Raw genomic sequence first — 25408 nt, 5'->3', positions numbered from 1 at the left:
TTCATCTGATTATTCAAACTACTATGACCTCGGCTGACTTCTGGCTTACTCAACACTGCATCACTGCACCGCTTGTTTCTGTGGAAATTAAACTTATTCCTCTTGTCGGAAACGTGTAGGCCAGATCTCCCCGGGTAAGGATATTAACTTTCATACCATGTCACCGTTAGCTTTACTAAGAGTAACTTCGAGTAGTATTGGACTTCAGTTTGGTTTGCAACCTTATCCAGTTACCCTCAGCCTTATAGCTACTTCTTGTTCATCGGTGCAGTATTTTGCCTTAGACTTCCTTCAGATTCCGTCTCACGACGGACACCCTTGTCCTCAGCTCATGGTTCCGACTACTACGGCCCATAGCGGACTTTCACCGCCTAGTTAATACCCATGCCGGGCGCACAAACAAAAAGAGACCGAGTTAAACTCGATCTCTTTTCTTAATTTATTAAGTGTTTAATTAGCAATCAGTAGCTGATTACTTAAGACCCTTCCAAGTCCAGTTAGTAACTTCTGGTAAGTCCTTACCTTCTGAACGAATGTAGTGGTTGTGCTTGTTGATCATGTTGTCCATCTTGGCAACAAATGCAGCACTCTTTTGTTCGTAACCAGGAACACTTTGGATAGCGTCCTTAGCTAAGTGGAACCGGTCAAGTTCGTTTAATACACGCATGTCGAATGGAGTGGTGATATCACCATTTTCTTCGTATGAGTGAATGTGAACGTTACGGTTAGCACGATCGAAGAACAATGCTTGGATCATGTCACGGAATCCGTGCCATGCAAAGATAACTGGCTTGTCAGTAGTGAAGTAACTATTGAATTCAGCATCAGTTAAACCTTCAGGGTTCTTGTCAGTGTTCATCAAACGCATAATTTCGATGATGTTGATGTAACGAATCTTCAATTCAGGGAAGTTGTCATGAAGAATGTCAATAGCTGCAAGAGCTTCTTCAGTAGGTTCAGTACCAGAAGATGCAAATACAACATCTGGTTCAGTACCTTGGTCAGTAGATGCCCAGTCAATGTAGCCAAGACCATTGTCAGCCAATTGAGTAGCTTCATCAATAGAGAACCATTGTGCACGTGGGTGCTTAGAAGTTACGAAGAGGTTGATGCATTCTTGGTTACGGAATGCCTTGTTAGATACAGCCATTAATGAGTTAGTATCTGCTGGCAAGTATTCCTTAACGAGGTCTGGACGTTCCTTTTCAAATAAGTGAGTCAATAGACCTGGATCTTGGTGAGTGTAACCGTTGTGATCTTGTTGGAATACAGTAGAAGTATCAACAAAGTTCAATGCTGGGTATTGGTGACGCCAGTAAAGATCTTTAGCCTTACGTAACCACTTCATGTGTTGAGTAAGCATTGAATCAACAACACGACCGAATGCTTCGTAAGTTGCGAAGAATCCGTGACGACCAGTTAATGTGTAACCTTCAAGGAATCCTTCAGCTTGGTGTTCTGAAAGTTGTGAATCGATCATACGACCTTGTGGAGCCACATCTTCGTCGTTTGGTTCGTGGATACCTTCCATCCATTGACGCTTTTGACCATCAAGGAATGCGTAAAGACGGTTTGACTTAGATTCGTCAGGACCAAATCCACGGAAGTTAGTTGGGTTCAATTCAGCCATCTTGTTGAGGTACTTACCCCATTCAAGCATGTCTTGCTTTACAACAGAACCAGGATTTTGAACATCAACAGCAAAATCACGGTAGTTTGGCAATACAAGTGGCTTAGGATCGATACCACCATTAGTGATAGGGTTCATAGCCATACGACGGTTACCTTCTGGTGTGTTCTCTTCAACAAGAGCAACTGGGTGACCATCTTCGTCGAACAATTCTTCTGGCTTGTATGACTTCAACCAGTCAACAAGAATGTCCTTGTGTTCCATGTCATCTTGGGATACTGGAACTGGAATTTGGTGTGCACGGAATGAGTTTTCAATTGGGTTACCATCAAGGTCAGTCTTAGGACCAGTCCAACCCTTAGGTGCACGGAAGATAATCATTGGCCATTGTGGTAATGAGTTATCGTTGTTTTCACGAGCGTTCTTTTGAATAGCCTTGATTTCTTCAACAACCTTGTCCAAAGTCTTAGCCATTTCTTCGTGAACTTCCATGTGAGGCTTGTAACCCTTGAATTCACCATCACGGTCAGCTTCTTTGTAAGCTGAAACAAAGTATGGCTTCCAACCCATACCTTCGAAGTACTTAGTAAGTTCTTCGTCGCTCATCCGTGAAAGGATAGTAGGGTTAGAAATCTTGAATCCGTTAACTTGGATGATTGGTAATACCGCACCATCCTTGATTGGGTTGATGAACTTGTCTGAGAACCATGATGCCATTAATGGACCAGTTTCAGCTTCACCATCACCGATTTCAACAGCGGCAATAACTTCTGGGTTATCTAAGATAGCACCAACACCGTGTGAAAGTGAGTAACCAAGTTCCCCACCTTCGTGGATTGAACCTGGTGTTTCAGGTGCAGCGTGTGATGCAGTACCGCCTGGGAATGAGAAGTGCTTGAATAACTTAGCCATTCCCTTAGTGTCTTGAGTATATTCAGGATAAATTTCAGTGTATGAACCATCCAAGTATGAGTTGTTAACCATAACTTGGCCACCGTGACCTGAACCTTCGATGTAGAACATATCAAGGTCATACTTCTTAATTACACGGTTCAAGTGTGCGTAAATGAAGTTTTGAGGAACAATAGTACCCCAGTGACCAATTGGCTTAGGCTTAACATCTTCTGCCTTTAATGGTTGGCGAAGTAATGGATCACCCATTAAGTACAATGTACCAACTGAAAGGTAGTTAGCTGCACGCCAGTAAGCATCAACACTTTCCAAGTATTTCTTGGAATCGTAATCTACTGCCATCTAATAAACACTCCTTCTATATAAATCAATACGTCCTGTGCTTTCTAACAACATAACGTAAATCATTAAATTTACAATGTTAATGATAAACTGTTTTTTCAAAAAGTCAACCTTTTTACAAATTGATACGGTCCAATTATAAAAAATTAATAATTTTAAACCGCTCTTTAGTTTTGCAAACCGGCTAACATCCTTAGTCTAACACCATTTGCCACCTTCTATGGTTATATTGCGCAAACTTATGATAATCTAATAACTTAAATTAATATTAGCCTTCCTGATCTAAGCTAACAAAAGTACTATATTTCATGTATTTATAGTGAATGCGCATATTTGAAACTTCAAATGGTGTTCCATCATCTAAAAAGAAGATTCCATCAATTATGCCCACCGGTTCTGTCGAGTTTAACTTTAATAATTCTTGGTCTTGTTTATCTGACGGTGATACGCCAATGGTCATAAACGACTTGGTAACTCGTTTTCCCATCTTATCCTCCAGATAATTAAAAATAGAGCCGTTAACAATTTCAGGAGATAAGGTTGGTGTAATCTTAATCGGGATAAAACCAGTTTCAATCATAAAAGGTTGGTCATCAATTAGCCGTAACCGTTTGATTTGGTAAACAAAGTCATTATCATTGAGGAACAACTCTTCTTGTACATCCTTATTTGCGGGAACAACCTGGTAATCAAGCAATTTAATCCCTTGCTTCTTCCCGTCAGCACGGAAACTATCCGTAACTCCCAAATTACTCCCCTCATAATGAAATAAGGACTGATTTTTTAGGTAGAGCGGATTAATAAAAGTTCCTGAACCGCGTTTTTTGAAGATAATTCCTTCTTGCGCTAATACACCTAATGCTCGTTTGATTGAACTTCGACTTACCTCGTAAATCTCACTTAAGCTTCGTTCGTCCGGTAGCCGCATTCCGGGGTATTCATTGCCTAAAATTTTTTGTTTTATATCACGCATTACTGAGCGATATACTAAGTCTGCCATCTAATTAACTCCTCGGATTTATTTAATTCGAATTTTAATGATACACTTTAAGTATAGCAGACCTATTTTAAATTGGGATCTTTTTGTAAAATATTGGTGCGACCCAGATAAATTTAGGAGATGATCTTCTTATGAGTAAAAAGAATAAAAAAAGTAAAATGAAAAAAACGCAGGTGGAACAAATCTTAGACAAAAATAATATTTCATATGAGCAAGCTGAATTTCCGACGCATCAAGATGGCGATGTCCGTTCAATGAGCGTTGACCACACCGGCATTGATGAACATATTATTTATAAAACTCTTGTTCTTACTGGTAATGTGACTGGCCCCTTAGTCGGAGTCATCCCCGTCGATACTCACCTTGACGAAAAGAAATTAGCTAAAGTTTCCGGCAACAAAAAAGTTAATATGGTTCCGCTTAAAAACTTGTTAAAGACAACAGGGTATGTTCATGGTGCTAACACGCCTGTAGGAATCTATGAAAAATTTCAATATCCGATTTTTATTGATACTGAAGCAAAAGAACAAGGCGAAATTTATGTTTCATCTGGAAAAGTTGGTCGATCGGTTAAACTAAACGCTGAAGACTTAGCCGGATTAGTCCATGCCACTTTTGCTGATTTAGAACAAAAGTAGTTTCCGATTGATTGACCTCCCTAAGTGTGAAGACTAAACTTATTACTATAGTTTTATTTAAGGTCATTATAGAAAGGTCCTGAAAAAATGAAGAAAAATCTATCTGCTTGTACGACTGTTCTTGTAGGCCGTAACGCTACAATTGATGGTTCAACTATGGCAGCACGGAACGATGATACTTTCGCTCCACTTACACCACAACGTTTTGTAACTTATCCGGCATATCATAATCATCCTAATCAAGTTAAAGCTTATTTAAATAAGTGTGTGATTGATCGCCCCGCTGATGGTTACCGTTATCAAGGTACTCCTAATGTCGATTACAAAACTGAAGGGGTCTTTGACGAAAGTGGTTTTAATGAAAAGAACGTTGGGATGAGCGCCACAGAAAGTGTTTATGCTAATGCACGGGTTTTAGCCTGTGATCCGCTTAATACTGAAACAGGAATTAATGAAGATCTTATCGTCGCCGCTACCCTTCCCTTCATTGATAGTGCACGCGAGGGGGTTGCTTACCTCGGTAAATTAATCGCTAAATACGGTTCCGCAGAAGGAAACGGGGTTATTTTCAGTGACAAAGATGATGTTTGGTATATGGAAATCGTTACTGGACATCACTGGGTTGCACAACGGATTCCAGATGATGCATACGCTGTTACTGGAAATCGAATTGCCATTCAACAGGTTGATTTTAATGACAAGGCTAACTTTATGTGGTCTGACGGAATTCAAGAATTTGTTGCAAAGAACCACCTCAACCCAGACAAGTATGAATGGAATTTCCGCCATATTTTCGGAACTGCTGATATTTTTGATCAACACTACAACACTCCACGACAATGGTACGGTCATAAGGTATTAAATCCGGAAACTGAATTTGACCCGCTTGATTTTGATATTCCGTTTATTATGCAAACGGACCACCGAATTACCCTTGAAGACGTTGAAAAGATCCTTAGTAGTCACTACCAAGGAACCCCTTACGATCCACTAGGCCATGAAGGTACCGACCAGCAAAAGCATATGTTCCGGCCAATTTCACTAAACCGGACGCAAAATTCCCACGTTCTTCAGGTTCGTAATGACTTACCGGAAGCTGCTTCAACGATTATGTGGATGAGCTTTGGTATTCCTACCTTTACCCCATACGTTCCATTCTTTGGTAATGCTGAAGATATCGATGTAAGCTATCGTGAAACACCAGAGAAACTTAATATGGATTTAAAGAGTGCTTACTGGATGTATCGGGCGCTTTCAATGATTGTCGAATCACACCATGCAGAATTTTCTAAGGCCGACTTAGATTATCTCAAAGATGCCCGCGAATACCTCTACGGCTGGGTCAATGAAGTTGCTCCACAGGTTAAGGGGATGTCATCTTCTGAAGTCAGTGCTTTCTTAAGTTCAAAGACGCATGAAATGGTTGCCGAAATGGCTAAACGAACAAAAGCTTTAATGGCTGAGTTAGTAATGAACGGACTCGAACTTTCTAAGTTAACATTCAAAATCGATAAAAACTTATAAAACAATAATAAAAAATGGGTTAGTTTATGGTAAAAACCACAAGCTATCCCATTTTTCTTTAATTATTTCCGGCAAACTGACTATTATAAAGATTAGCGTAAAAACCTTTTTTATTCATTAATGATTCATGGTTACCTGTTTCGATAATCTTCCCATGATTAACCACGACAATCTGGTCAGCCTTCCGAATCGTTGATAGACGGTGAGCTACAACAAAACTAGTCCGTTCTTGCTGCAGAGCATTCATCGCTTCTTGAATCAAGACTTCTGTTCGGGTATCAACAGAACTAGTAGCTTCATCCAGAATTAAAATTTCCGGATCAGCTAAAAATGCCCGTGCAATCGTTAATAATTGTCGCTGTCCCTGTGAAATATTAGAAGCGGACTCGTCTAAGACCGTTTGGTAACCATCAGGCAGTTCACGAATGAAAGCATCCGCCCGGGCCATCTTAGCAGCATGATAGACTTCTTCGTCCGATGCATTCTCATTCCCATACTTAATATTTTCAAAAATCGTCCCAGTAAAGAGCCAAGTATCTTGAAGAACAATCGCAATATGCTTACGTAAGGTATCACGAGTCATTGAACGAGTATCTTTCCCATCAAGATAAATATGGCCACCTTGCGGATCATAAAACCGCTCTAAAAGATTAATAATGGTCGTTTTCCCTGCTCCGGTTGGGCCAACAATGGCGACCATCTTATCTCGCGGTGCTTTAAGGTTAAAGTCTTGAATAAGCGGTTCATCAGTATAGCTAAACTTAATATCCTTGAATTCAACTTTCGGAATATCCTTTCCAGTAAGAGATGGAATATCTTCAACCTTATCACTCATCTCTGGTTCATCCAAAACAGCAAAAATACGTTCTGCCGAAGCAATTGTTTGTTGGATGGTGTTACTTAAATTCGCAATTTGGGCAATTGGTTGAGAAAACTGATTGGTATATTGTAGAAATGCTTGCACATTACCAAGAGTAATCTGACCATGAATAACTTGAATCGCTCCAACCACTACTACAACAAGGTACCCAAGATTCCGAATAAAGACCATCATTGGCATCATTAAGCTAGAGAAAAATTGTGCTTTCCATGCTGCTTGGTAGTACTGATGGTTCTCTTTATTAAACTTTTCTTCTTCATCTTGTTCCTTGTTAAATGTCCGCACGATCGTATGAGCAGCGTATGTTTCTTCTACTTGGTCATTAATTTTTCCCAAAGCAGCTTGCTGACGACCAAATAGACGTTGTGAAGTTGGGGCAACAAAAGCAACTACCAGAACACTAAGCGGAATTGTGACAAGGGCAATGATTGTTAATTTCCAACTAATCGTAAGCATTAAAATGAAAACACCAACAAGTGTCAACAAACTCGTAATGATTTGAATCAAACTTTGCTGGAGAGTTCCCGCAATATTATCCATATCATTAACCATTCGGCTCATAATATCTCCATTATTATGGGTATCATAATATTTAATTGGCACCCGGCGCATTTTCTCTTCAAAATCTTGACGCAAATTGTAAACAACACGTTGCGATACTCGTGTCATAATTTGTAATTGGAGGAAACTAAATAGTCCAGAGAACAAATAAAGCAAAATGACGGTAATTCCAATTTGCCAAATCCGGGTAAAGTTAATTGGAAGGGTGCTTAAGTGGGCACCAGCTTTCATTTCTGCATACCCTTTAAGCATTCCGTCATAAATGATCGTCGTAGCTTCACCAAGAATTTTTGGTGCTAAGATTGATAAAATAACAGAAATAACAGCTAAGAGAATTGAAACAATAACCCCAACTCGCCATGGCCGTAAGTAGGCAATTAATCGCTTTGTGGTTGGCCAAAAGTGTTGAGCCTGTTCAGGTACTCGTGGTCCTCTACGCACGATCAACATCCCCTTTCTCGACTTGTGACTTAATTATTTGTTGGTAAGTTTCATTATGTGCTTTTAATTCTTGGTGAGTCCCTTGACCAACTACTCGTCCTTCATCAAGCACAATAATTTGGTCAGCATCAACAACAGTAGAGATTCGCTGAGCCACGATAACCGTTACGGCACGTTGAATTTGGGGGTCTTTTGCTAAGGCCGCTCGAAGTTTTGCATCAGTTTCAAAATCCAAGGCCGAGAATGAGTCATCAAAAACATAAATCGATGCGGGCTTAATAATTGTTCGAGCAATCGCTAACCGTTGGCGTTGACCACCAGAAAAGTTACTCCCGTTTTGCTCAACAACTGCGTCCAATCCGCCTTCTTCACGGACGAAATCTGCCGCTTGCGCAATTTCAAGTGCATGCCACATTTCTTTATCCGTTGCTTCCTCATACCCAAATTGAAGGTTAGACCGAATAGTCCCACTAAAAAGGACCGCTTGCTGTTGGGTAATAGAAATAACCTCATGCAGATTATGCTGACTTAGCTTTTTAACTGGGACACCATCAACTTTAATCTCCCCGCTTTCAATATCAAATAACCGCGGAATTAAGTTAACCAAAGCTGATTTACCTGAACCGGTCCCTCCAATAATCGCTAAAGTCTGACCTGCTGTAACTTTAAAGTTCAAGTCATGCAAGGCCAATCTTTCCGCCCCATGGAAACGAAAATCAACATTCTTAAATTCAAGTGAAGCTGGTTGATTAATCGAAATCTTTTCTTGATCCTTTTCTGGTGCATTATGAATACTGATCGGTTGATCCAAGACAGCATTAACACGGGCAGCAGATGCCGAGGCTCGTGGAACAAAGACAAAGATCATTGAAAGCATCATAAAGCTAATCATAATCTGAGTAGCATATGTCATAAAGGCAATTAAATCCCCTACTTGCATGCTCATATTAGCTACAAGATGGCCACCCAGTAAAATAATGGCAACATTTGTCATTCCTAAAATAAGCGTTACTACTGGGAATAATGTCGAAACAATTGTAAAGGCCTTGATTCCGGTTTGCGTGTAGTCCTCGTTTGCTTTTTTGAAGCGATTTTGTTCCCGATCTTCCTGCCGAAAAGCACGGATAACTCGAACTCCTGTTAGCCCTTCCCGAAAGATTAAGTTAATGCGATCAGTTTTTTTCTGAATGCTCTTGAATAACGGAACCGCAAAGTACATAACCACCATGACAATAATTGCTAAAATCGGCAGACTAATAAAAAACACTTTAGTTAGTTGTGGTTCTCGAACATACGCTAGAACACAAGCTGCAACAAGCATTACAGGTGATTGGAGCATCATCCGAAGCATTTGCACCATGACATTTTGAATCTGCACAATATCATTGGTTGACCGCGTAATTAAAGATGAATCGCCAAACTCATCCATTTCACGATTCGAGAAACGTAAAACCTTATGATAGATCTGGCTTCGTAGCTTTTCACCCACCTTCATTGATTGGGTCGCCGCAAAATAAACATTTAATCCGGCGGCCACTAATCCAATCGCAGCCACAATCATCATTTTAATTCCTTCATTCCAAATCACGCCCATATCTTTTTGCACAATTCCCCGATTAACAAGATCGGCGGTAACTGTCGGCAAATATAGGTCACACGAAACTTGGATTAATAAAAAGAAAACTGCACCAATTGTTGCCCATATGGCTAAATTTTTTCGTGCTATACGTATCAAAACAATCCTTCCTTCATCTATTTTTAGTCATCTTGAACTATTATACAGACTTTTTAAAAAATTAGCTTTTATTCTGATAATCCCTTTGATTAACACTTTTGTATAAGATAGAATATTATTTGAAAGCAATTACACACTTTTGGCACATACAGAAAGAAGATAGATATTTATGGTTAAAAAAATTTTTGCTTTTAGTATCCGGAAAGATGAAGAACCTTACGTTAAAGAATGGGCTAAGAACCATCCCGAAGTAGAAGTAGAATATACGGATGAACTCTTAACTCCTGAAACTGCCGCAAAAGCTAAAGGAGCTGATGGGGTAGTCGTTTACCAACAACTCGATTACACGCCAGAAACGCTACAAGCACTGGCTGACGAAGGCATTACAAAGATGTCGCTACGTAATGTTGGTGTTGATAACATTGATATGGCTAAGGCAAAAGAACTTGGCTTTGAAATTACCAACGTTCCTGTTTACTCACCAAACGCAATTGCCGAACATGCTGCTATTCAAACAGCCCGAATTCTTCGCCAAACCAAGGTCTTAGATGAAAAGATTGCTAATGGTGACTTACGTTGGGCCCCAACAATCGGTCGAGAAGTGCGTGACCAAACTGTTGGTGTTATCGGAACTGGTCATATTGGACGTGTTTATATGCAAATTATGGAGGGCTTCGGTGCTAAGGTAATTGCATATGACCCATTTGAAAATCCAGAATTAAAGAAGCAAGGATATTACGTTGACAGCCTTGATGATCTATATGCTCAAGCTGACGTGGTTTCTCTTCACGTTCCAGCTACCAAAGAGAACTTCCATATGATTGATAAAGACGCAATTGCTAAAATGAAAGACAATGTTGTAATTGTTAACTGTTCACGAGGCGCATTAGTTGATACTGATGCTGTAATCGAAGGACTTGATAGTGGAAAGATCTTTGGCTTTATCATGGACACTTACGAAGATGAAGTTGGAATCTTTAATGAAGATTGGCGTGGCAAGGAGTTCCCTGACAAGCGACTTAAAGACCTTATTGATCGTTCAAACGTCCTTGTTACTCCACATACCGCTTTCTATACTACTCATGCTGTCCGCAACATGGTTCTTAATGCCTTTGACAATAACCTTAAATTAATTAATGGTGAAGAAGCTGACACACCGGTTAAGGTTGGCTAATAATTATTAATCTTTCTTAAAAAGCTCGACTATTAGTGCAAGACTAATAATCGAGCTTTTTTTGTTCACTAAACTAGTGCTGTTTGTAAAGCACACGCAAGAAGACCTCCAACAATTGGACCACACATTGGAACCCATGCGTACCACCATTCCGAGGCTCCCTTATTAGGAACTGGCAAAATAGTATATGCTAATCGAGGTGACCAATCACGGGCTGGATTTAAGGCAAAGCCAGTGGTTGTCCCAAGACATGTACCAACAACTGCAATAACCATTCCTACAATAAATGGCTTTAACCCCTGCGTAAAGTTACCAAGATTTAAGAGCACGAAAATAAATGCAAAAGTTGCAATTACTTCTGAGAAAAAGTTAAAAATTGGACTATTTATTGCTGGGCGAGTAGCAAAAATACCAACATTATTTCCTTCTTCTTCATTTGGAGTTGCTTTAAATTGTGGATAGAATTGAATAATTACTAATACTGCACCAACAAACGCACCAAGAAATTGACCAAGTAAGTAAGGTATAACGTTACTCCATGGGAATAAGCCAAAAATAGCAAAAGGAATTGTTACAGCAGGATTTAAGTGCCCTAATGAGCCCAGAAATCCTGCAACATAAACTCCCATTGTAACTGCTAAGCCCCATGAAATACAGATAAACCACCAGCCACTTTGTTTCCCATATGTTTTATTCAAACTATTACCAGCACAACATCCTGCTCCTAATAGGATTAAAACCATGGTGCCAAAAAATTCGCCAATAAATCCATGCATGTCTAAACACCAACCTTTTTATATTATTCCCAAATTGTATGCGTTTTCTATACATATAATGCTAACACATTAATTATGTATTTTATTGTCTTTATTGGATTAACTGTTCAATAACGGCAATATTTTACAAATTAATACACAAAAAAATCATGTTCCTTACCAGAAATTATTAGCTTTTCTTAAAATAAAACCTAGTCCTATGAAAATAATCACCAAGAAAATCCCACAGTAAATATATCTTTGCGGATGTCCTTTTACGTGTCCGTACCGATAATCATTATTATAACGTTGCATGGCCCCTATTATTAATCCACTAATTCCATTTATTGTTGGACTAAGCGCAAAGGACGCCGACACTCCATTTATTTCATTATTAATAAAGCTAAAAATAATAAAAAGGACTCCACTCATCACCGTTGAAATTATTGTTGCAAGATTAATCCCAACTAACAGTTCATAAATAATACTGTTATTAGCTGGAACCTTAACAAGTATTCTTGGCATCTCTTGCCAACTTCTTGCAATAAAGAAGATGAGTAAAAAGCAATCACCAATAATAAACGGTAAAGTCCAACCATTATGTAATTCTAAACTTGGCGGAGTTACAATCCCTGCAGCGCATAGAACTACTATTGGCCAATACATCGAAGCAAATTTTCGGCGTGATTGCGGTCGTTCCAGGAGAGCAAAAAATTGTCCCAAAAGAGCTTGTAAGAAATTTAAAACGATAAATATCATGACCCATATATTTAAGTAGCTAGGAATTAATACTACTTTAGGCTGTCCCCAAGCTAAGACAATCGAAATAATTAAAATAATAGCTAATAACAAAGCCCTTGGTGCATAAGGGGACAGATTTCGATACTTTTCTGCTCGTTGATAAATTAATATCAGATTATACATATTCATCACTAAAATGACAGCTGAAACCAGTAAAACAGAGTCCTGCAACTGATTTGGGGATGGGGGTTCTCCACCTAAAATAATATATGCTGACATTGTACAAAGCCATCCCACTGTCCACATCAATGGAATAGTTGGTGTCAAGATTAATGGCTGACGCGACAACCATTGTTCCATGTGAAACACCTCCTCAATATGGTATCTTACCATAAGAAATTGCTCAAAATCTGGTAAGATAAAATAGTAGTTAGTTTTTAGGAGGTAAGGTATATGTTTTTACCACAATTAGGATTAAAGGGAAGCAGTCAATTGAACCAAATTGAGGATCGCTTACAGTACAATCCTACTACTTATGAATTTTACACTGATGCTCATGACTTTACTGATGAGGGTTATCATCGTCTCTATGATGCAATTCAATACGTTAAAGATGCTGGAATTAAAAATATTATTCTACATCACCCAATGAAGTTTCAGGATCATCATTCAGAAGTAGTGGCCCCTGAAAAACAGTACCCCGACCTATATCGCTTTATCGAATTTACAACTGAAAAGCTCCTTTATTTAGCCGATGACCTTGATGTTCAAGTTTTAGTTCATGGTGGTTATGCCGGTCCTGAATCACGTTACTTTGTTTCACTTTATCCTAGTGTAGAAGCTGCCCGAGATGCTGTCTATCAGCGATTGGACCGTTTTGCAGATGCTGGTGGAAATCATATCATGTTTGAAAACTCGATTGCGCCAGTCTTTGCTTACGGCGATCCCCTACAAGAAGATGAAATCCTGGCACATGATTATCGACTTGCCTTTGATACATCCCATTGTTTTATTGAACTTCATGGGAATAACCAGAAATTAATAGCATCCCTAGAACACTTAAAAGATCGTATCGTTCACTATCACCTAGTTGATTCAATGGGCAAAACTCATGATAGTCTTACTCTCGGCATCGGTAAAATTGACTGGGCTAATGTTCTGCCTCACTTAAACCCAGCTGCTACTAGTATTTATGAAATTAACTTACATGATCAAAATAATTGTCGTGAACAAATCGACAGTCATAACTATTTACTTAAACTTTATCAAAAGCTTAATAATAGAGGAGAGTTATCGTGAAGCAATATATCAATCGCCGTCATATTTCTTTAGTATTAGCCCTATTTGTCCTCTACTTAGCAATCACCTATTGGGAAATTGTCGCTAAATTTATCCAAACAATTTTTTCTGCAACCGTGCCGCTTTTAATAGGAGGAATAGTCGCCTATATCGTTAACCTATTATTAAGACAGTATGAATACCTGTACTCGCATTTATTTAAGAAACCAAGTTCGCAAAAATTCAAGCGGCCAGTTGGAATAATAATGTCCTACTTAACAATCCTCCTAATAATCACCATCGTTTTTGCTCTGGTAATTCCCGAACTTATTACGTGTGTAAAACTGCTTATTGCAAATCATAGTCACATTATCAACCATTTTATTGATTACTTTGAACATAGCAGTGATTTTAAGGGCTTCATCAATAGCTTTGATACTAGTAAAATTCAATGGGATAAAATTGGTAAATACCTTACATCTGGTGTTGGTGGAACTTTCCGGACGGTCATTTCAACAGCCTCGTCTGTATTTTCAGTTGCCACAACCGCAATTATTGCGTTTTTCTTTTCAATCTACCTCTTGATTTATAAAGAGATGTTGCAACGTCAATTTACTAAATTACTTTCAACATACTTTAGCCGATACCAGACACAAATAATTAAAGTTCTGAAAGTTTTTGATGAAAGTTACAGTAATTATATTGTTGGGCAATGTAAAGATGCCGCTATTCTTGGAATCTCGTGTTTTATCGGAATGACGATCTTACGAATGCCTTATGCCTCCATGATCGGAGTTGTAACTGCATTTGGTGCTTTAATCCCAATCATCGGCGCCATCCTTGGAGCGAGTGTCGGAGTAATTATCATCTTTGCCGTTTCTCCACTTCAAGCTGGCATTTTCTTGATCTTTATTATTCTCCTTCAACAGTTAGATAACCGTATTACCTATCCACTAGTTGTTGGAAGATCAATTGGTCTCCCAAGTGTATGGGTATTTGCTGCAGTTATTATTGGTGGAGGAATTTCCGGAATTCTTGGAATGATGTTCACTGTTCCTTTATTTGCAGCCCTTTATAAATTGTTAAGTGCTGATGCAAGAAACAGAATAACAATTCAAAAAAATGAGTGAAAAACCGTAGCATTTTTCACTCATTTTTTTATAAATTATCTGGAACATCAGCAACAGGTTGGTCCTTAGTTAGTCGATAAACTTGCGATGTATTTACACCAAAGTACTGGTTAATTAACTTGCTCAATTCTTCCATCGCTTCATTAGCGCGTTCAATTTGTTCTGGATTAATTGCTTCCATCACTGCAACTACATTTTGAGAATCTTCTGTCAACATTGTTCGTTGAGCTTCACGCCAATTTAGACAACGACAAACAGCACCTTCATCGTCATAATAAATAACTTCCCCCGCCAAAGCAGGTTCATCTTCTTCAGCACCGACTGGCCGAAATGCTTCGCCACCTTTTGCAACACCAAGATGAAGGTCACCAGCAATCTTATTTCGGTCTTCAATGCCCACTGGAACACCGTAGCTCAAAGAAATACTATTGTAGACATCCACAAGAGGTTCAATTGGTTCAAATTTCCGTCCTTGATTGGCACGCTTTAATAAGGCCTCAATTGATGAGCGTGCACCTTTCTTTTTCTTAAATTGTTGAAATGCTTGACGCCATTGATCAACAACTGGATTCAAACGAAAAGTCTCATTGGTTAGAAACTTATCAGCCTCATGGGTAGCATTTGCTAATAGCTTCTTTCGTTCATCATAGTTGTCATCAGTATCATGGTTATCAATGCCATTTGCAAACAAGACGTTTACCTGTGCATCTGGAAAAAGTTCCCAAAAACTTGGATCAATCGTCACTTGCTTCATAAAAATAATCTCCTCTTTATAAATTAATATTGACGTTTGCCCCCATGCTTTACAGTATCCCAATCGCCATCAATATTTTGGCGGATGCGAACTAGATAATCATGAACCTGCTGAGCCTCTTTTTCCGAGAAGCCTTTCAATGCCTCACTATTTGAAAATTGGTTTTCACGAATAATAAAAGGATAAATCTCTTTTCCTTTTTGAGTAACATAAAGTCGTTTAATTTTCTTATTCGTTGGATCACTTTTTCTTTCAATAAAGCCATTTTTTTCAAGCTTTTTTACAGCACGGGCAATCGTTGTTCGGTCTACTTTTATCAAGTTTGATAATTGTTCTGAAATAATTCCTGGATGCTCATAAATACGAACAACATACAGATATTGACCACGTGCTAAGTCGATTTGTTTGAACTCAATATTGGCAATCGAATCGAGTGCTCGATCAATCATCCCTATTTCACGTAAAATATCAATCATTGATAAAAATTCTCCTTGTCTACAATATTAAAACGTTTTTGTTGTAATTGCAACAAAATACTAAAAGCTAATTATTTTCCAGCGGCGCCGGCTGAGCAACTTTTTGCATGGCTGTTAATAATTGAGCTGCATCCATTCGCGATAAAACTGATTTCAGTGCTAATGTCATTAAACGATCATTTTGTGTATTAATCACATTATTGCTTGGAATTTCTTCTCCCGCTAAAAGTGCATTTAAGATTTCGACAAAGCGGTCATACGCAGCCTGCGGATAAGAATTCATAGTAACCTGAGCAATTCCTGCACGAATATCATCTAGTGAAAAATTCGATTTTAATAATCCAATAAGCAAAAGATCTACTAATTGGTTAACGGCATACTTTTTCTTGATCGGTGCTTGAATAACTTTCTTTTTCACATAATTATTTACCATTGATTTTGTAAGTGGCTCAATTCCTAAATGATTTAATTGCTCATTTACAATCGCCACCACCTGGTCAACATACAAGCCTAGTGTAGGTAATTCTTTCCATCGTGGAAACCGCACCCGTGCTAAATTATTTTGCCATCGTTGATATTCTTCTAATTTATCCATATCACAACCTGCTTTCTTATGGTGCAATTCCAATCGATTGATTCCGAAAATCATCGGTAGTAACTGCCTGTTCAATTATCTGTGCTACTTGTCCTAATCCAATCTCTTTACCTTCTAAAGGATTGCCTTCACTAACAACCTTAAGAGAAGTTTCTTCATTAGTAATTGGCAAAGCTCTAATAATAGTATATGGTAACTCAAATTCATCAATCATTTTAACCGCATATTGATGAGCAAGGACCGCCTGAGTTGCCTGTTGTCCATACCATTCCTGTAGTTGCTGATTGGTCGCATCATCTGCTGTTCCTGCAATCGAAAGCATTACTATTTTTGATGGTAAAAACAGGGAACGATCGATCAATTCAGCTAACTCTTGCACTTCATCATCTACATACTCATTAACAGTAGGAAGCCAACACAACACATCCCCACGTTGAATTTCAAATTTAAAACTAGTAAGCGCAACTGCTTCTGGAACCCTTTTGATAATAGTTGGTACTAAAGCGTCATGCCGGTGACTAATAAAAACTATCCGACCCATCACAACCTCCAAATCTATTAGTAAGCCATCAATTCATCTTCAATCGTTGCATCTTCAATTCTGACGTCAGTAATGGTGCTTTGCTCTAGTAATGGCAATAATGTTTGAATATTTCCAGTGAAAAGAAAACGGGTCTCATTACCTGCTTCTTCCAACATGTGCGCCCCTAGCTTTACTGCATTGTCGATTGGGAAACCAGTTCCCATTACTGTCACAGTACAATCTACTCCATCATTCATCGATAAATCACGTGCAGAAGTCAAATGACTGCCATTAAAGTAATAAAGAGTATGAGCAAACCGCATCAATGTTGAAATATTTTTACTTGTGAAAAGCACTAAGGCATCGACCTTTTGAGCATAGTCTTTAACAAGGTGACCAATCATTTGCCGTTTATCTTCTTCCAAGCCGTCAAAGGCATCACTCAAAATAACGATTGGACATTGCCAAGCAAGGAGGAGTGCTATCCGTAGTTCTAGTTGTTGAGCATCACTTAATGCGGCAATCATTTGATCAGGTTCAAATTTTAATGATTTAAGCATTTGAAGTGCTTGTTCTGGCTTTAAAGCATTTTTATGATGACGTAATGCGTGGGCAACGGCTTTCTCCACTGTTTTTCCTTTTAAAACCACATTATCAATTCGGCCGATTTCATTTTTGCTTTGACGCTTATACTTTTTGAATGGGACCCCGTTAATTGTTACATCCCCATTTAAAATTTTTCCACGGACAGATAATAGATCTTCTAATGCAGTTGCTGCACCTGTATCGTTACTGCAAATTCCGATTACTTGTGGTGACTTTAGTTCTAATGAAACGTTATCTAATTGGTCTCCTGATTTAGCATCATAGACTAAATCATTAATTGTAATACTACTCACTATATAACCTCTTTTCCTAAGCTACCTACCTTTACTAATCTTATCATTTTTTAGGTAATGAACGAAATAAACATGTCTTTCTTTTTAATATGCTTTAATTTATAACGACTTATTTGAATGGTAAAATAATATACATAAATTGTACTTATCAATCGAAATGAGGAATGTTATTTTGAATGAGGGCCAACTATTCACAAATTTTATAATTATCATCATTACGTTTATCTTTGCGGCATTTTTTGTGGCAGCCGAATTTGCTTTAGTGCAAGCACGGGTAACGGCCCTAGAAGAAATGCAAGCAAAGCGCGATAAACCATCTGCGAAAATAAACCGTGCAATCAAAATGGTCACCAATTTAACGGAATATCTTTCGACCACTCAAGTAGGGGTTTCAATTTGTGGAATTATCCTCGGTTGGGTCGGCGAAGGAACAATTGAAGAGCTCTTAACTGATGCTCTCTCGCTGCCAAGCTGGTCACTAAACAATAGTGTCATCCATGTTATAAGTGCCATCGTGGGAGTTCTTCTTCTAACATATTTCGAAGTAGTTTTAACAGAGATTGTACCCAAAAACATTAGTATTGATATTCCAATTAAGACTCTGATGTTCGTTACCACCCCACTGCACTATTTTCACATTACTTTTTATCCTTTCGTCTGGTTGCTTAATAGTTCTGCCAACGGAATTGTTAAAATGTTAGGCATGAAGCCAGCTGACGAGAGCCAAGACGTCCTTTCGCAAAGTGAGATCATTAGCCTATCTCGAAACGCTGTTAAAGGCGGTGAACTTGAGCATAACGATTTGTTGTACATGGAACGAGCCTTTGACTTTAACGATAAGGTTGCTAAAGATATTATGATTGATCGCACGCAATTAACAGTTATTGATATCAATAAAACCGTAAATGACGCGATTAAACTATATCTTAAAACGAAATACAGCCGCTTGCCGGTGGTTGCTGATAATGATAAGGATAAGATTTTAGGTTATGTTTTTAACTATGACCTAATTCGGCAAAAGCAAATCAACGGAGATGTATCTTTAGCAAAAGTTCTTCGCCATATGCCTACTACTCCTGAGACTACCCCAATTACCGAAGTCCTTAAGTTAATGATTAGTACTCGGGTGCCCATGGTAGTCGTTGTTGATGAGTATGGGGGTACTAGCGGAATTATTACTGACAAGGACATTTATGAAGAACTATTTGGAACAGTAAGAGACGAGATCGACAATGTTTCAGATAACATGATTTCTAAAATTGATGAAAATCAATACCGGGTTGATGGAAAAACGACCATTTATGATTTTGAACGCTTCTTCCATGTTGAACTTAAAGATTCTGAAGATAGCGATGTAGTAACTTTATCAGGATATGTGTTAGATAATTATCATAATATTCATGAAGGAGAAACGATCAAACTAGCCAACCTTGAGTTAAAAATTCAAGATTATCGTCATTCATATATTGATAGTTTTATTGTTACCACTTTATCAAAGTAAAATTTTACATTTTGGCAACAATAAGAAAATTATCCTTTTATTTAGCCCTTAATTCTACTAAAATAATTTTGTAATATTAAAATAAATCTAAACTAGAAGGAAGAAATTCACATGGCACCAATGAATATTATTTATATCTCGCTTGAGGGAAATACCCGTTCCTTCTTAACGCGGATGCAGGGATATGCTAAACAACAGCACAGTATTAGCGAAGATCGTCCACTTATTGAATTAAAAGAAGTTAGCGATCAAACGCTTCCTGCCGATGAAACAGAACCCTTCTTTGCCTTCGTACCCACATATTTAAATGGTGGTAACGGGATCGATTCTGGTTTCACTGAAATTATGACAAATGCATTAGGTGAATATATTGCCTACAACGATAACGCTAAACAATGTGTCGGCGTTGTAGGTAGTGGTAATAAGAATTTTAACGAACAATATTGCTTAACTGCTCGTAAATACGCGCGAGACTTTGACGCACCATTTCTCGCAGACTATGAATTACGAGGCACTTCACAAGATATTGAGCGAATTTATACTATCTTAGCTAAACGGTGGAGCGAAGTTAACGCCTAACTTCTAAAATAAAAGCGACTTGGAAATCCAAGTCGCTTTTATTTTAGCCTTGTTTATTAGCACTTATCAGCCATGTTATCCCATACTTATCTACAATCTGCCCCATTACATTATTTAGGACCCAATCACCAAATGGTACCGTCACACGTTGATTGTCAGATTTTGCTAAACGATTAAACAAATCACGTGCTTTATCTTCCTCTTCTTCAAAATCAAGTAAAATTGAAATTAGTGTAGACGTTTGGGGATTGCCCATCGTTGCATCTGCACAAATAATCTTTTGCCCAGCAATCATAAATTCACCACGCATTGTTGTCTGGTTCAATTGATCAACTGGTAATCCAAGACTTTCCGCCTGCTCTTTTGTCAGAGCCTCGTGATATGTAATTTGAGCGCCAAAGTCTTGTTCATAATAAGCCATTGCTTCCTTCGCATTCTCAAATGTTAGGTATGGGTATATAGCCGTCATAGTGTTCCTCCAAAAATATTCATTGTTGATTATATATTTTGAATCGCTTTCCGTCAAACTAGCTTCCAATTGGATTAGCTACTTCTAACCGTATATTAATCATAACTAAGGCCCCATTATGATATAATTGTCTAGTCTATTATCAAGCTAATTTTAAGATGAAAGGATGAATTTTTTGGAAAAACTCAAAAAGCATAGTCCGCTTCTGATCCTTGGATTATTCTTCCTTGGGATCTGTATGCGGATGCCGATTACAGCAATACCGTCTGTCATTAAAGATATTGCACAAACTTTTAATGTAGAAACTACTAGCTTAGGAATTTTAACCACTATTCCCCTTCTTTGTTTTGGATTATTATCATCAGTAGTTTCAGCACTCGCTCAAAAAATTGGTAATGAACTAACGATTGAATTAGCAATGATTTTAATGTTTATTGGTTCTTACCTACGAATTTTAAATTTCTCCTCGTTAATGATCGGAACAATATTAGTCGGGGCTGCCATCACTTGTATTAACGTCTTATTACCTGCGATTATTTCTGACAAACTTCCTAATCAAATTGGAAGTGTGACCGGGATGTATAATGTTGCAATGACTTTATTTGCTGCAATTGGTGCTTACGCAATTACTCCAATCACCCACGCTACTAGTTGGCAAACCGCTGTTATCATTATTAGTATTGTTGCTTTAATTGCAGCAATTATCTGGGTACCAAACTTACGCTATAATCAACGTGCCACTAAAGAAAGCAGTTCTACTGAGCGAGGAACTAACATGTGGAAAAATGCAAATGCATGGTGGTTACTCTTATTCTTCGGGGGACAATGTTTCGTATTCTATAGTATCGTTGCCTGGTTACCTACAATTGCCATGGACGCTGGATTAAGCAGTGATAATGCAAGTTTAGTTGCTGGATTACTACAGCTATTATCAATGCCATTCGCCTTTGTAATCCCAGTGATTGCCACTAAGATGAAGAATCGGCAACCAATTATGCTATTTGCAGGAATCATTTCTTTAATTGGAACTGGAATGATGTTCTTCCCTGTAAACTCTCTTGTTTACTATATATTTGTTGCACTATTTCTTGGGGCCGGTACAACTACCACTTTCGTTCTTGCAATGACCTTGTTCGGACTAAAGACTAAGAGTTCTGCCGATACCCGAAACCTTTCTGGAATGGTTCAATCAGTGGGATACTTAATTTCTGCATTAGGTCCTATCGTTGTTGGAAACCTTTATTCACAAACACATAATTGGTTTGCAAGTTTAATCGTGATTGCTATTGCCGCTATCTTCTTTACAGTCTGTGGTGTAATAGCAGAACGGAAACAATTTGTTTAAGATCCGTTTCAAGAGGCTGGGAATTAGCTCAGTCTCTTTTATTTAGTTTAACTTTTGTAAGTTCCAATTTTAATCAATCACAAATTTCTTTTAAAAGTTTTTTTGATCTAGACCATTAATTGACAAGCGCTTGCCAACGACTAATCAACAAGCCATTTATCGTCAATGGTCCATTTCCGTTTTCTAAGATATCTTCTCAGAAAACGTTTCCTTTGATAGTGCAGATTGTGCTTTAAGAGTATATAATTGTCACGGTATAAGAATTTTCTGAAATTTCAGAAGGAGTGAACATTTTGGCTACAGAAAATAAGGCTGTCATTACATTATTTGGTGCTACTGGTGACCTTGCAAAGCGTAAACTTTATACTGCTTTGTTCAAGTTATATCAAAAGGGTTACCTAGCTGACCATTTTGCATTACTAGGAACTTCTCGTCGTCCATTAACTGACGAAGAATTCCAACAAATCGTTCGTGAATCTATTAGCAACATTCCAGAAACTGAGGATGGCCAAGCAGAAGCATTCTCAAAACACTTTTTCTACAAGTCACATGATGTTACTAAGCCAGAACATTACGAAATCCTTAAGCAACGCCTTGCTGAATTGGATGAACAATTCGGTGCTGAAGGCAACCGTCTCTTCTACATGTCAATGGCACCACAATTCTTTGGTACTATTGCATTGAACTTGAAGAAGCAAGGATTATTAACTGACAACGGCTTTAATCGTCTTGTTATTGAAAAGCCATTTGGTCGTGATTTTGAATCTGCTAAGAAGCTTAACGATGAATTATCACAAACATTTAGTGAAAATCAAATTTTCCGGATTGACCACTACCTTGGTAAGGAAATGGTGCAAAACATTCAAGCATTACGTTTTGGTAACACCATGATTGAATCACTCTGGAATAACCGTTACATTGATAACATCCAAGTAACATTGAGTGAAAAACTTGGGGTTGAAGAACGTGCCGGTTACTATGACCAATCTGGTGCATTACGTGATATGGTGCAAAACCACATCATGCAAATCGTTGCTCAATTAGCAATGGAACAACCAGTTGCATTTACTGATGCTGATGTTCGAGTTGAAAAGATTAAGGCTCTTCGTAGTCTTCGCCTCTACACGCCATCAGAAGCAGCTGCTAACTTTGTCCGTGGACAATACGATGCTGGTGATGGAACCAACGCTTACCGTCATGAAGATGGTGTTGATCCAGAATCTGGTACTGAAACCTTTGTTGCTGCTAAGTTAATGTTTGATAACTATCGTTGGTCTGGTGTACCATTCTACGTTCGGACTGGTAAGAAGTTAGCAGACAAGTTTACTCGTATTGATGTTGTCTTCAAGAAGCCATTAATCGATATCTTTGCTAACCCACGTTCTGAAAGTGACCAATCCCTTAACTCAAACGTATTAACTATTTTTGTTGAACCTAACTCAGGTTTTGCAATTCAATTAAATGCTAAACGCGCAGGTCAAGGCTTCACAACAGAACCTGTTGATTTACGTTTCTTGCAAAGTGATTCTGATAAGAAAGAATCTCCAGAACCATATGAACGTCTTTTCCATGATGCACTTGAAGGCAACCACACAAACTTTGCTTCATGGGCTGAAATTGCTTATGCATGGAAGTTCGTCGATGTTATCCGTAAGCTTTGGGATATTGAAAAGCCTCAATTCCCTAACTACACTCCTGGTTCCATGGGTCCAGCAGCTTCTGACGAACTCTTGGCTCGCGATGGACGTAAGTGGGTTTATCGTTTAAATCATTAGTTACTAAAAGTAATTTATAGCATTCTTGCTGTAAATTACTTTTTTATAATAAAAATTGATGTTTAGCGTTTGCACTATCTTTAATTTTTGTTATAATCGAGGTTGTGAATTATATTACATAAGTATTGAGGAGAGTGACTTTAATGTCTGATCAAAAAGCACAAATTGGTGTTGTTGGTTTAGCTGTTATGGGTAAGAACCTTGCACTAAACATCGAAAGCCGTGGCTTCACGGTTGGTGTATACAACCGTCACCGTAACCGTACTGACGATATGATGCGTGACCACAGCGATAAGAAGTTAGTACCTAGCTACACTGTTAAGGAATTCGTAGACTCACTAGAAAAGCCTCGTCGGATTCTTATGATGGTTAAGGCCGGTAAGCCAACTGATGCTCTTATCGACGAATTATTGCCATTACTTGACAAGGGTGATGTTTTAATCGATGGTGGTAACACTAACTTCCACGATACTATGGCTCGTAACGCTAAGTTAGACAAGTCTGGTATCAACTTCATCGGAATGGGTGTTTCCGGTGGTGAATTAGGTGCCCTCCATGGTCCTTCACTTATGCCAGGTGGTCAAAAAGAAGCCTATGACTTAGTTGCTCCAATCCTTACTAAGATTGCTGCTAAGGCTGAAGAAGATGGCAAGCCATGTGTTGCTTACATTGGACCAAATGGTGCTGGTCACTATGTTAAGATGGTTCACAACGGTATCGAATACGGTGATGAAGAATTAATCGACGAAAGTTACAACATCATGCGTAACGTATTAAAGATGCCTGTTGATGACATTGCTAAGACCTTTGCTGAATGGAACAAGGGTGAATTAAGCAGTTACCTTGTTGACATTACTGCTGATATCCTTACTCGTAAGGATGACCTTGGTGACGACAAGAACAAGCCTATTGTTGACATGATCCTTGACCGTGGTGCTAACAAGGGTACTGGTAAGTGGAGTTCAATGACTGCCCTTGATGGTGGTGCTCCTCAATCAGTTATTACAGAAGCTGTTTACGCTCGTTACATTTCAATGATGAAGGACGAACGTGTACAAGCAAGCAAGGAATTGCCTGTTGAAACTGAAGCTATTTCAATCGACGACAAGAAGGAAATGATTGAAAAAGTACGTCAAGCTCTTTACTTCGGTAAGCTTATGAGTTACGCACAAGGTTTCGAACAAATGCGGATCGACTCCGAACGTTACGACTGGAACCTTAAGTATGGTGAATTAGCTCAAATCTGGCGTGCAGGATGCATTATTCGTGCACAATTCTTACAAAACATTACTGATGCCTTCACTAAGAACCCAGACTTGAAGAACTTGCTTCTTGATGATTACTTCAAGGATATTGCTAAGAAGTACCAAAAGGCAACTCGTGACGTTGTTGCTCTTGCTGTTAAGGCTGGTATTCCTGTTCCTTCACTTAGTGCTGCTATCAGTTACTACGACTCATACCGTTCAGAAGTGCTTCCTGCTAACTTGCTTCAAGCTCAACGTGATTACTTCGGTGCTCACACTTACGAACGTACTGACCGTCCTGGTAACTTCCACTACAGCTGGTACGAAGAACAATAATCAAATAAATTTTGATTTAACGACTGAGATCTATTCTCGGTCGTTTTTTATTTGGCTCTACAATTTTAAGTACTGATGGATTTAACATTAGTGCTTTATTTGTTTAAAATTTAAAATAAAAAAGCGAAAGATGGTTGGACCCCGTCTTCGTTAAGAAAGGACCATCTTTCA

At 38.5% G+C, this 25408-nt stretch carries 22 protein-coding genes; 10 read left to right on the top strand and 12 right to left on the bottom strand.

The window, feature by feature from the left end; genetic code table 11:
- Positions 1-472: 472 nt before the first annotated feature.
- Together LMC10_RS05250 and LMC10_RS05245 are read right to left on the bottom strand one after the other, a co-directional pair.
- Complete coding sequence (locus LMC10_RS05250) at positions 473-2884, bottom strand: phosphoketolase family protein (RefSeq protein ID WP_229269129.1); 2412 nt, start codon at positions 2882-2884, stop codon at positions 473-475.
- Positions 2885-3152: 268 nt separating this feature from the next.
- The gene (locus LMC10_RS05245) at positions 3153-3884 is read right to left on the bottom strand and encodes a GntR family transcriptional regulator (RefSeq protein WP_019253775.1); all 732 of its coding nucleotides are present in this window, start codon (positions 3882-3884) and stop codon (positions 3153-3155) included.
- A gap of 131 nt (positions 3885-4015) precedes the next feature.
- Here LMC10_RS05245 and ybaK point away from each other — a divergent pair, with 131 nt between their 5' ends.
- Together ybaK and LMC10_RS05235 are read left to right on the top strand one after the other, a co-directional pair.
- On the top strand, positions 4016-4522 hold the full coding sequence (ybaK, locus tag LMC10_RS05240; RefSeq protein WP_019253776.1) for a Cys-tRNA(Pro) deacylase: 507 nt from the start codon (positions 4016-4018) through the stop codon (positions 4520-4522).
- 87 nt (positions 4523-4609) lie between these two features.
- Positions 4610-6046: a C69 family dipeptidase gene (locus tag LMC10_RS05235; RefSeq protein WP_229269128.1), complete on the top strand. Its 1437-nt coding sequence runs from the start codon at positions 4610-4612 to the stop codon at positions 6044-6046.
- 58 nt (positions 6047-6104) lie between these two features.
- Here LMC10_RS05235 and LMC10_RS05230 read toward each other — a convergent pair whose 3' ends face one another.
- Positions 6105-7937 carry an ABC transporter ATP-binding protein gene (locus LMC10_RS05230; RefSeq protein ID WP_223659389.1) on the bottom strand — a complete coding sequence of 611 codons (1833 nt, stop codon included), beginning with the start codon at positions 7935-7937 and terminating at the stop codon, positions 6105-6107.
- Positions 7921-9663 carry an ABC transporter ATP-binding protein gene (locus LMC10_RS05225; RefSeq protein WP_229269127.1) on the bottom strand — a complete coding sequence of 581 codons (1743 nt, stop codon included), beginning with the start codon at positions 9661-9663 and terminating at the stop codon, positions 7921-7923. The genes LMC10_RS05230 and LMC10_RS05225 overlap by 17 nt, the downstream gene beginning before the upstream one ends.
- Positions 9664-9832: 169 nt before the next feature.
- On the opposite strand from LMC10_RS05225, the gene LMC10_RS05220 reads away from it, so the two are divergent.
- Positions 9833-10837, top strand: coding sequence for a D-2-hydroxyacid dehydrogenase (locus LMC10_RS05220; RefSeq protein WP_019253780.1), 1005 nt, complete (start codon positions 9833-9835; stop codon positions 10835-10837).
- 68 nt (positions 10838-10905) lie between these two features.
- Here the strand turns inward: LMC10_RS05220 and LMC10_RS05215 are convergent, their stop codons facing one another.
- The gene (locus LMC10_RS05215) at positions 10906-11613 is read right to left on the bottom strand and encodes an MIP/aquaporin family protein (RefSeq protein ID WP_229269126.1); all 708 of its coding nucleotides are present in this window, start codon (positions 11611-11613) and stop codon (positions 10906-10908) included.
- A gap of 156 nt (positions 11614-11769) precedes the next feature.
- Positions 11770-12726, bottom strand: coding sequence for a hypothetical protein (locus LMC10_RS05210; RefSeq protein WP_324294046.1), 957 nt, complete (start codon positions 12724-12726; stop codon positions 11770-11772).
- Positions 12727-12786: 60 nt separating this feature from the next.
- Here LMC10_RS05210 and LMC10_RS05205 point away from each other — a divergent pair, with 60 nt between their 5' ends.
- Complete coding sequence (locus LMC10_RS05205) at positions 12787-13632, top strand: sugar phosphate isomerase/epimerase family protein (protein ID WP_229269124.1); 846 nt, start codon at positions 12787-12789, stop codon at positions 13630-13632.
- Entirely contained in the window at positions 13629-14741 is a 1113-nt protein-coding gene (locus LMC10_RS05200) for an AI-2E family transporter (protein WP_229269123.1), read from the top strand. The genes LMC10_RS05205 and LMC10_RS05200 overlap by 4 nt, the downstream gene beginning before the upstream one ends.
- 28 nt (positions 14742-14769) lie before the next feature.
- Here the strand turns inward: LMC10_RS05200 and LMC10_RS05195 are convergent, their stop codons facing one another.
- From LMC10_RS05195 to LMC10_RS05175, 5 genes are all read right to left on the bottom strand, one after another.
- The gene (locus tag LMC10_RS05195; protein ID WP_229269122.1) at positions 14770-15495 is read right to left on the bottom strand and encodes a B3/B4 domain-containing protein; all 726 of its coding nucleotides are present in this window, start codon (positions 15493-15495) and stop codon (positions 14770-14772) included.
- A 23-nt stretch (positions 15496-15518) separates the two neighbouring features.
- Positions 15519-15971, bottom strand: coding sequence for a MarR family winged helix-turn-helix transcriptional regulator (locus LMC10_RS05190; protein ID WP_003664931.1), 453 nt, complete (start codon positions 15969-15971; stop codon positions 15519-15521).
- A gap of 67 nt (positions 15972-16038) precedes the next feature.
- Positions 16039-16620 carry a DUF1836 domain-containing protein gene (locus tag LMC10_RS05185; RefSeq protein ID WP_003669875.1) on the bottom strand — a complete coding sequence of 194 codons (582 nt, stop codon included), beginning with the start codon at positions 16618-16620 and terminating at the stop codon, positions 16039-16041.
- On the bottom strand, positions 16583-17107 hold the full coding sequence (locus LMC10_RS05180; protein WP_229269121.1) for an NAD(P)H-binding protein: 525 nt from the start codon (positions 17105-17107) through the stop codon (positions 16583-16585). The genes LMC10_RS05185 and LMC10_RS05180 overlap by 38 nt, the downstream gene beginning before the upstream one ends.
- 17 nt (positions 17108-17124) lie before the next feature.
- The gene (locus LMC10_RS05175) at positions 17125-17988 is read right to left on the bottom strand and encodes a P-loop NTPase family protein (protein WP_229269120.1); all 864 of its coding nucleotides are present in this window, start codon (positions 17986-17988) and stop codon (positions 17125-17127) included.
- 157 nt (positions 17989-18145) lie between these two features.
- Between LMC10_RS05175 and LMC10_RS05170 the strand changes: the two genes are divergently transcribed.
- Both LMC10_RS05170 and nrdI read left to right on the top strand, forming a co-directional pair.
- Complete coding sequence (locus LMC10_RS05170; protein ID WP_229269119.1) at positions 18146-19489, top strand: hemolysin family protein; 1344 nt, start codon at positions 18146-18148, stop codon at positions 19487-19489.
- 111 nt (positions 19490-19600) lie between these two features.
- Positions 19601-20068 carry a class Ib ribonucleoside-diphosphate reductase assembly flavoprotein NrdI gene (gene nrdI / locus LMC10_RS05165; protein ID WP_109884271.1) on the top strand — a complete coding sequence of 156 codons (468 nt, stop codon included), beginning with the start codon at positions 19601-19603 and terminating at the stop codon, positions 20066-20068.
- A gap of 43 nt (positions 20069-20111) precedes the next feature.
- Here nrdI and LMC10_RS05160 read toward each other — a convergent pair whose 3' ends face one another.
- On the bottom strand, positions 20112-20537 hold the full coding sequence (locus tag LMC10_RS05160) for a VOC family protein (RefSeq protein ID WP_229269118.1): 426 nt from the start codon (positions 20535-20537) through the stop codon (positions 20112-20114).
- Between the two features lie 166 nt (positions 20538-20703).
- On the opposite strand from LMC10_RS05160, the gene LMC10_RS05155 reads away from it, so the two are divergent.
- The 3 genes from LMC10_RS05155 to gndA all read left to right on the top strand — a co-directional run bounded on the left by LMC10_RS05155 (position 20704) and on the right by gndA (position 25237).
- On the top strand, positions 20704-21882 hold the full coding sequence (locus LMC10_RS05155; protein WP_229269117.1) for a CynX/NimT family MFS transporter: 1179 nt from the start codon (positions 20704-20706) through the stop codon (positions 21880-21882).
- 293 nt (positions 21883-22175) lie between these two features.
- On the top strand, positions 22176-23657 hold the full coding sequence (gene zwf, locus LMC10_RS05150) for a glucose-6-phosphate dehydrogenase (RefSeq protein WP_003664946.1): 1482 nt from the start codon (positions 22176-22178) through the stop codon (positions 23655-23657).
- Between the two features lie 143 nt (positions 23658-23800).
- Entirely contained in the window at positions 23801-25237 is a 1437-nt protein-coding gene (gene gndA, locus LMC10_RS05145) for an NADP-dependent phosphogluconate dehydrogenase (RefSeq protein WP_003675213.1), read from the top strand.
- The last annotated feature ends 171 nt before the right edge of the window (positions 25238-25408 follow it).

Origin of the sequence: Limosilactobacillus reuteri subsp. simiae (assembly GCF_020784875.1) — a bacterium.
Classification (GTDB): domain Bacteria; phylum Bacillota; class Bacilli; order Lactobacillales; family Lactobacillaceae; genus Limosilactobacillus; species Limosilactobacillus reuteri_H.
Note: the sequence above shows the minus strand (reverse complement) of the source record. Positions and strands in the feature narration are given on the sequence as shown.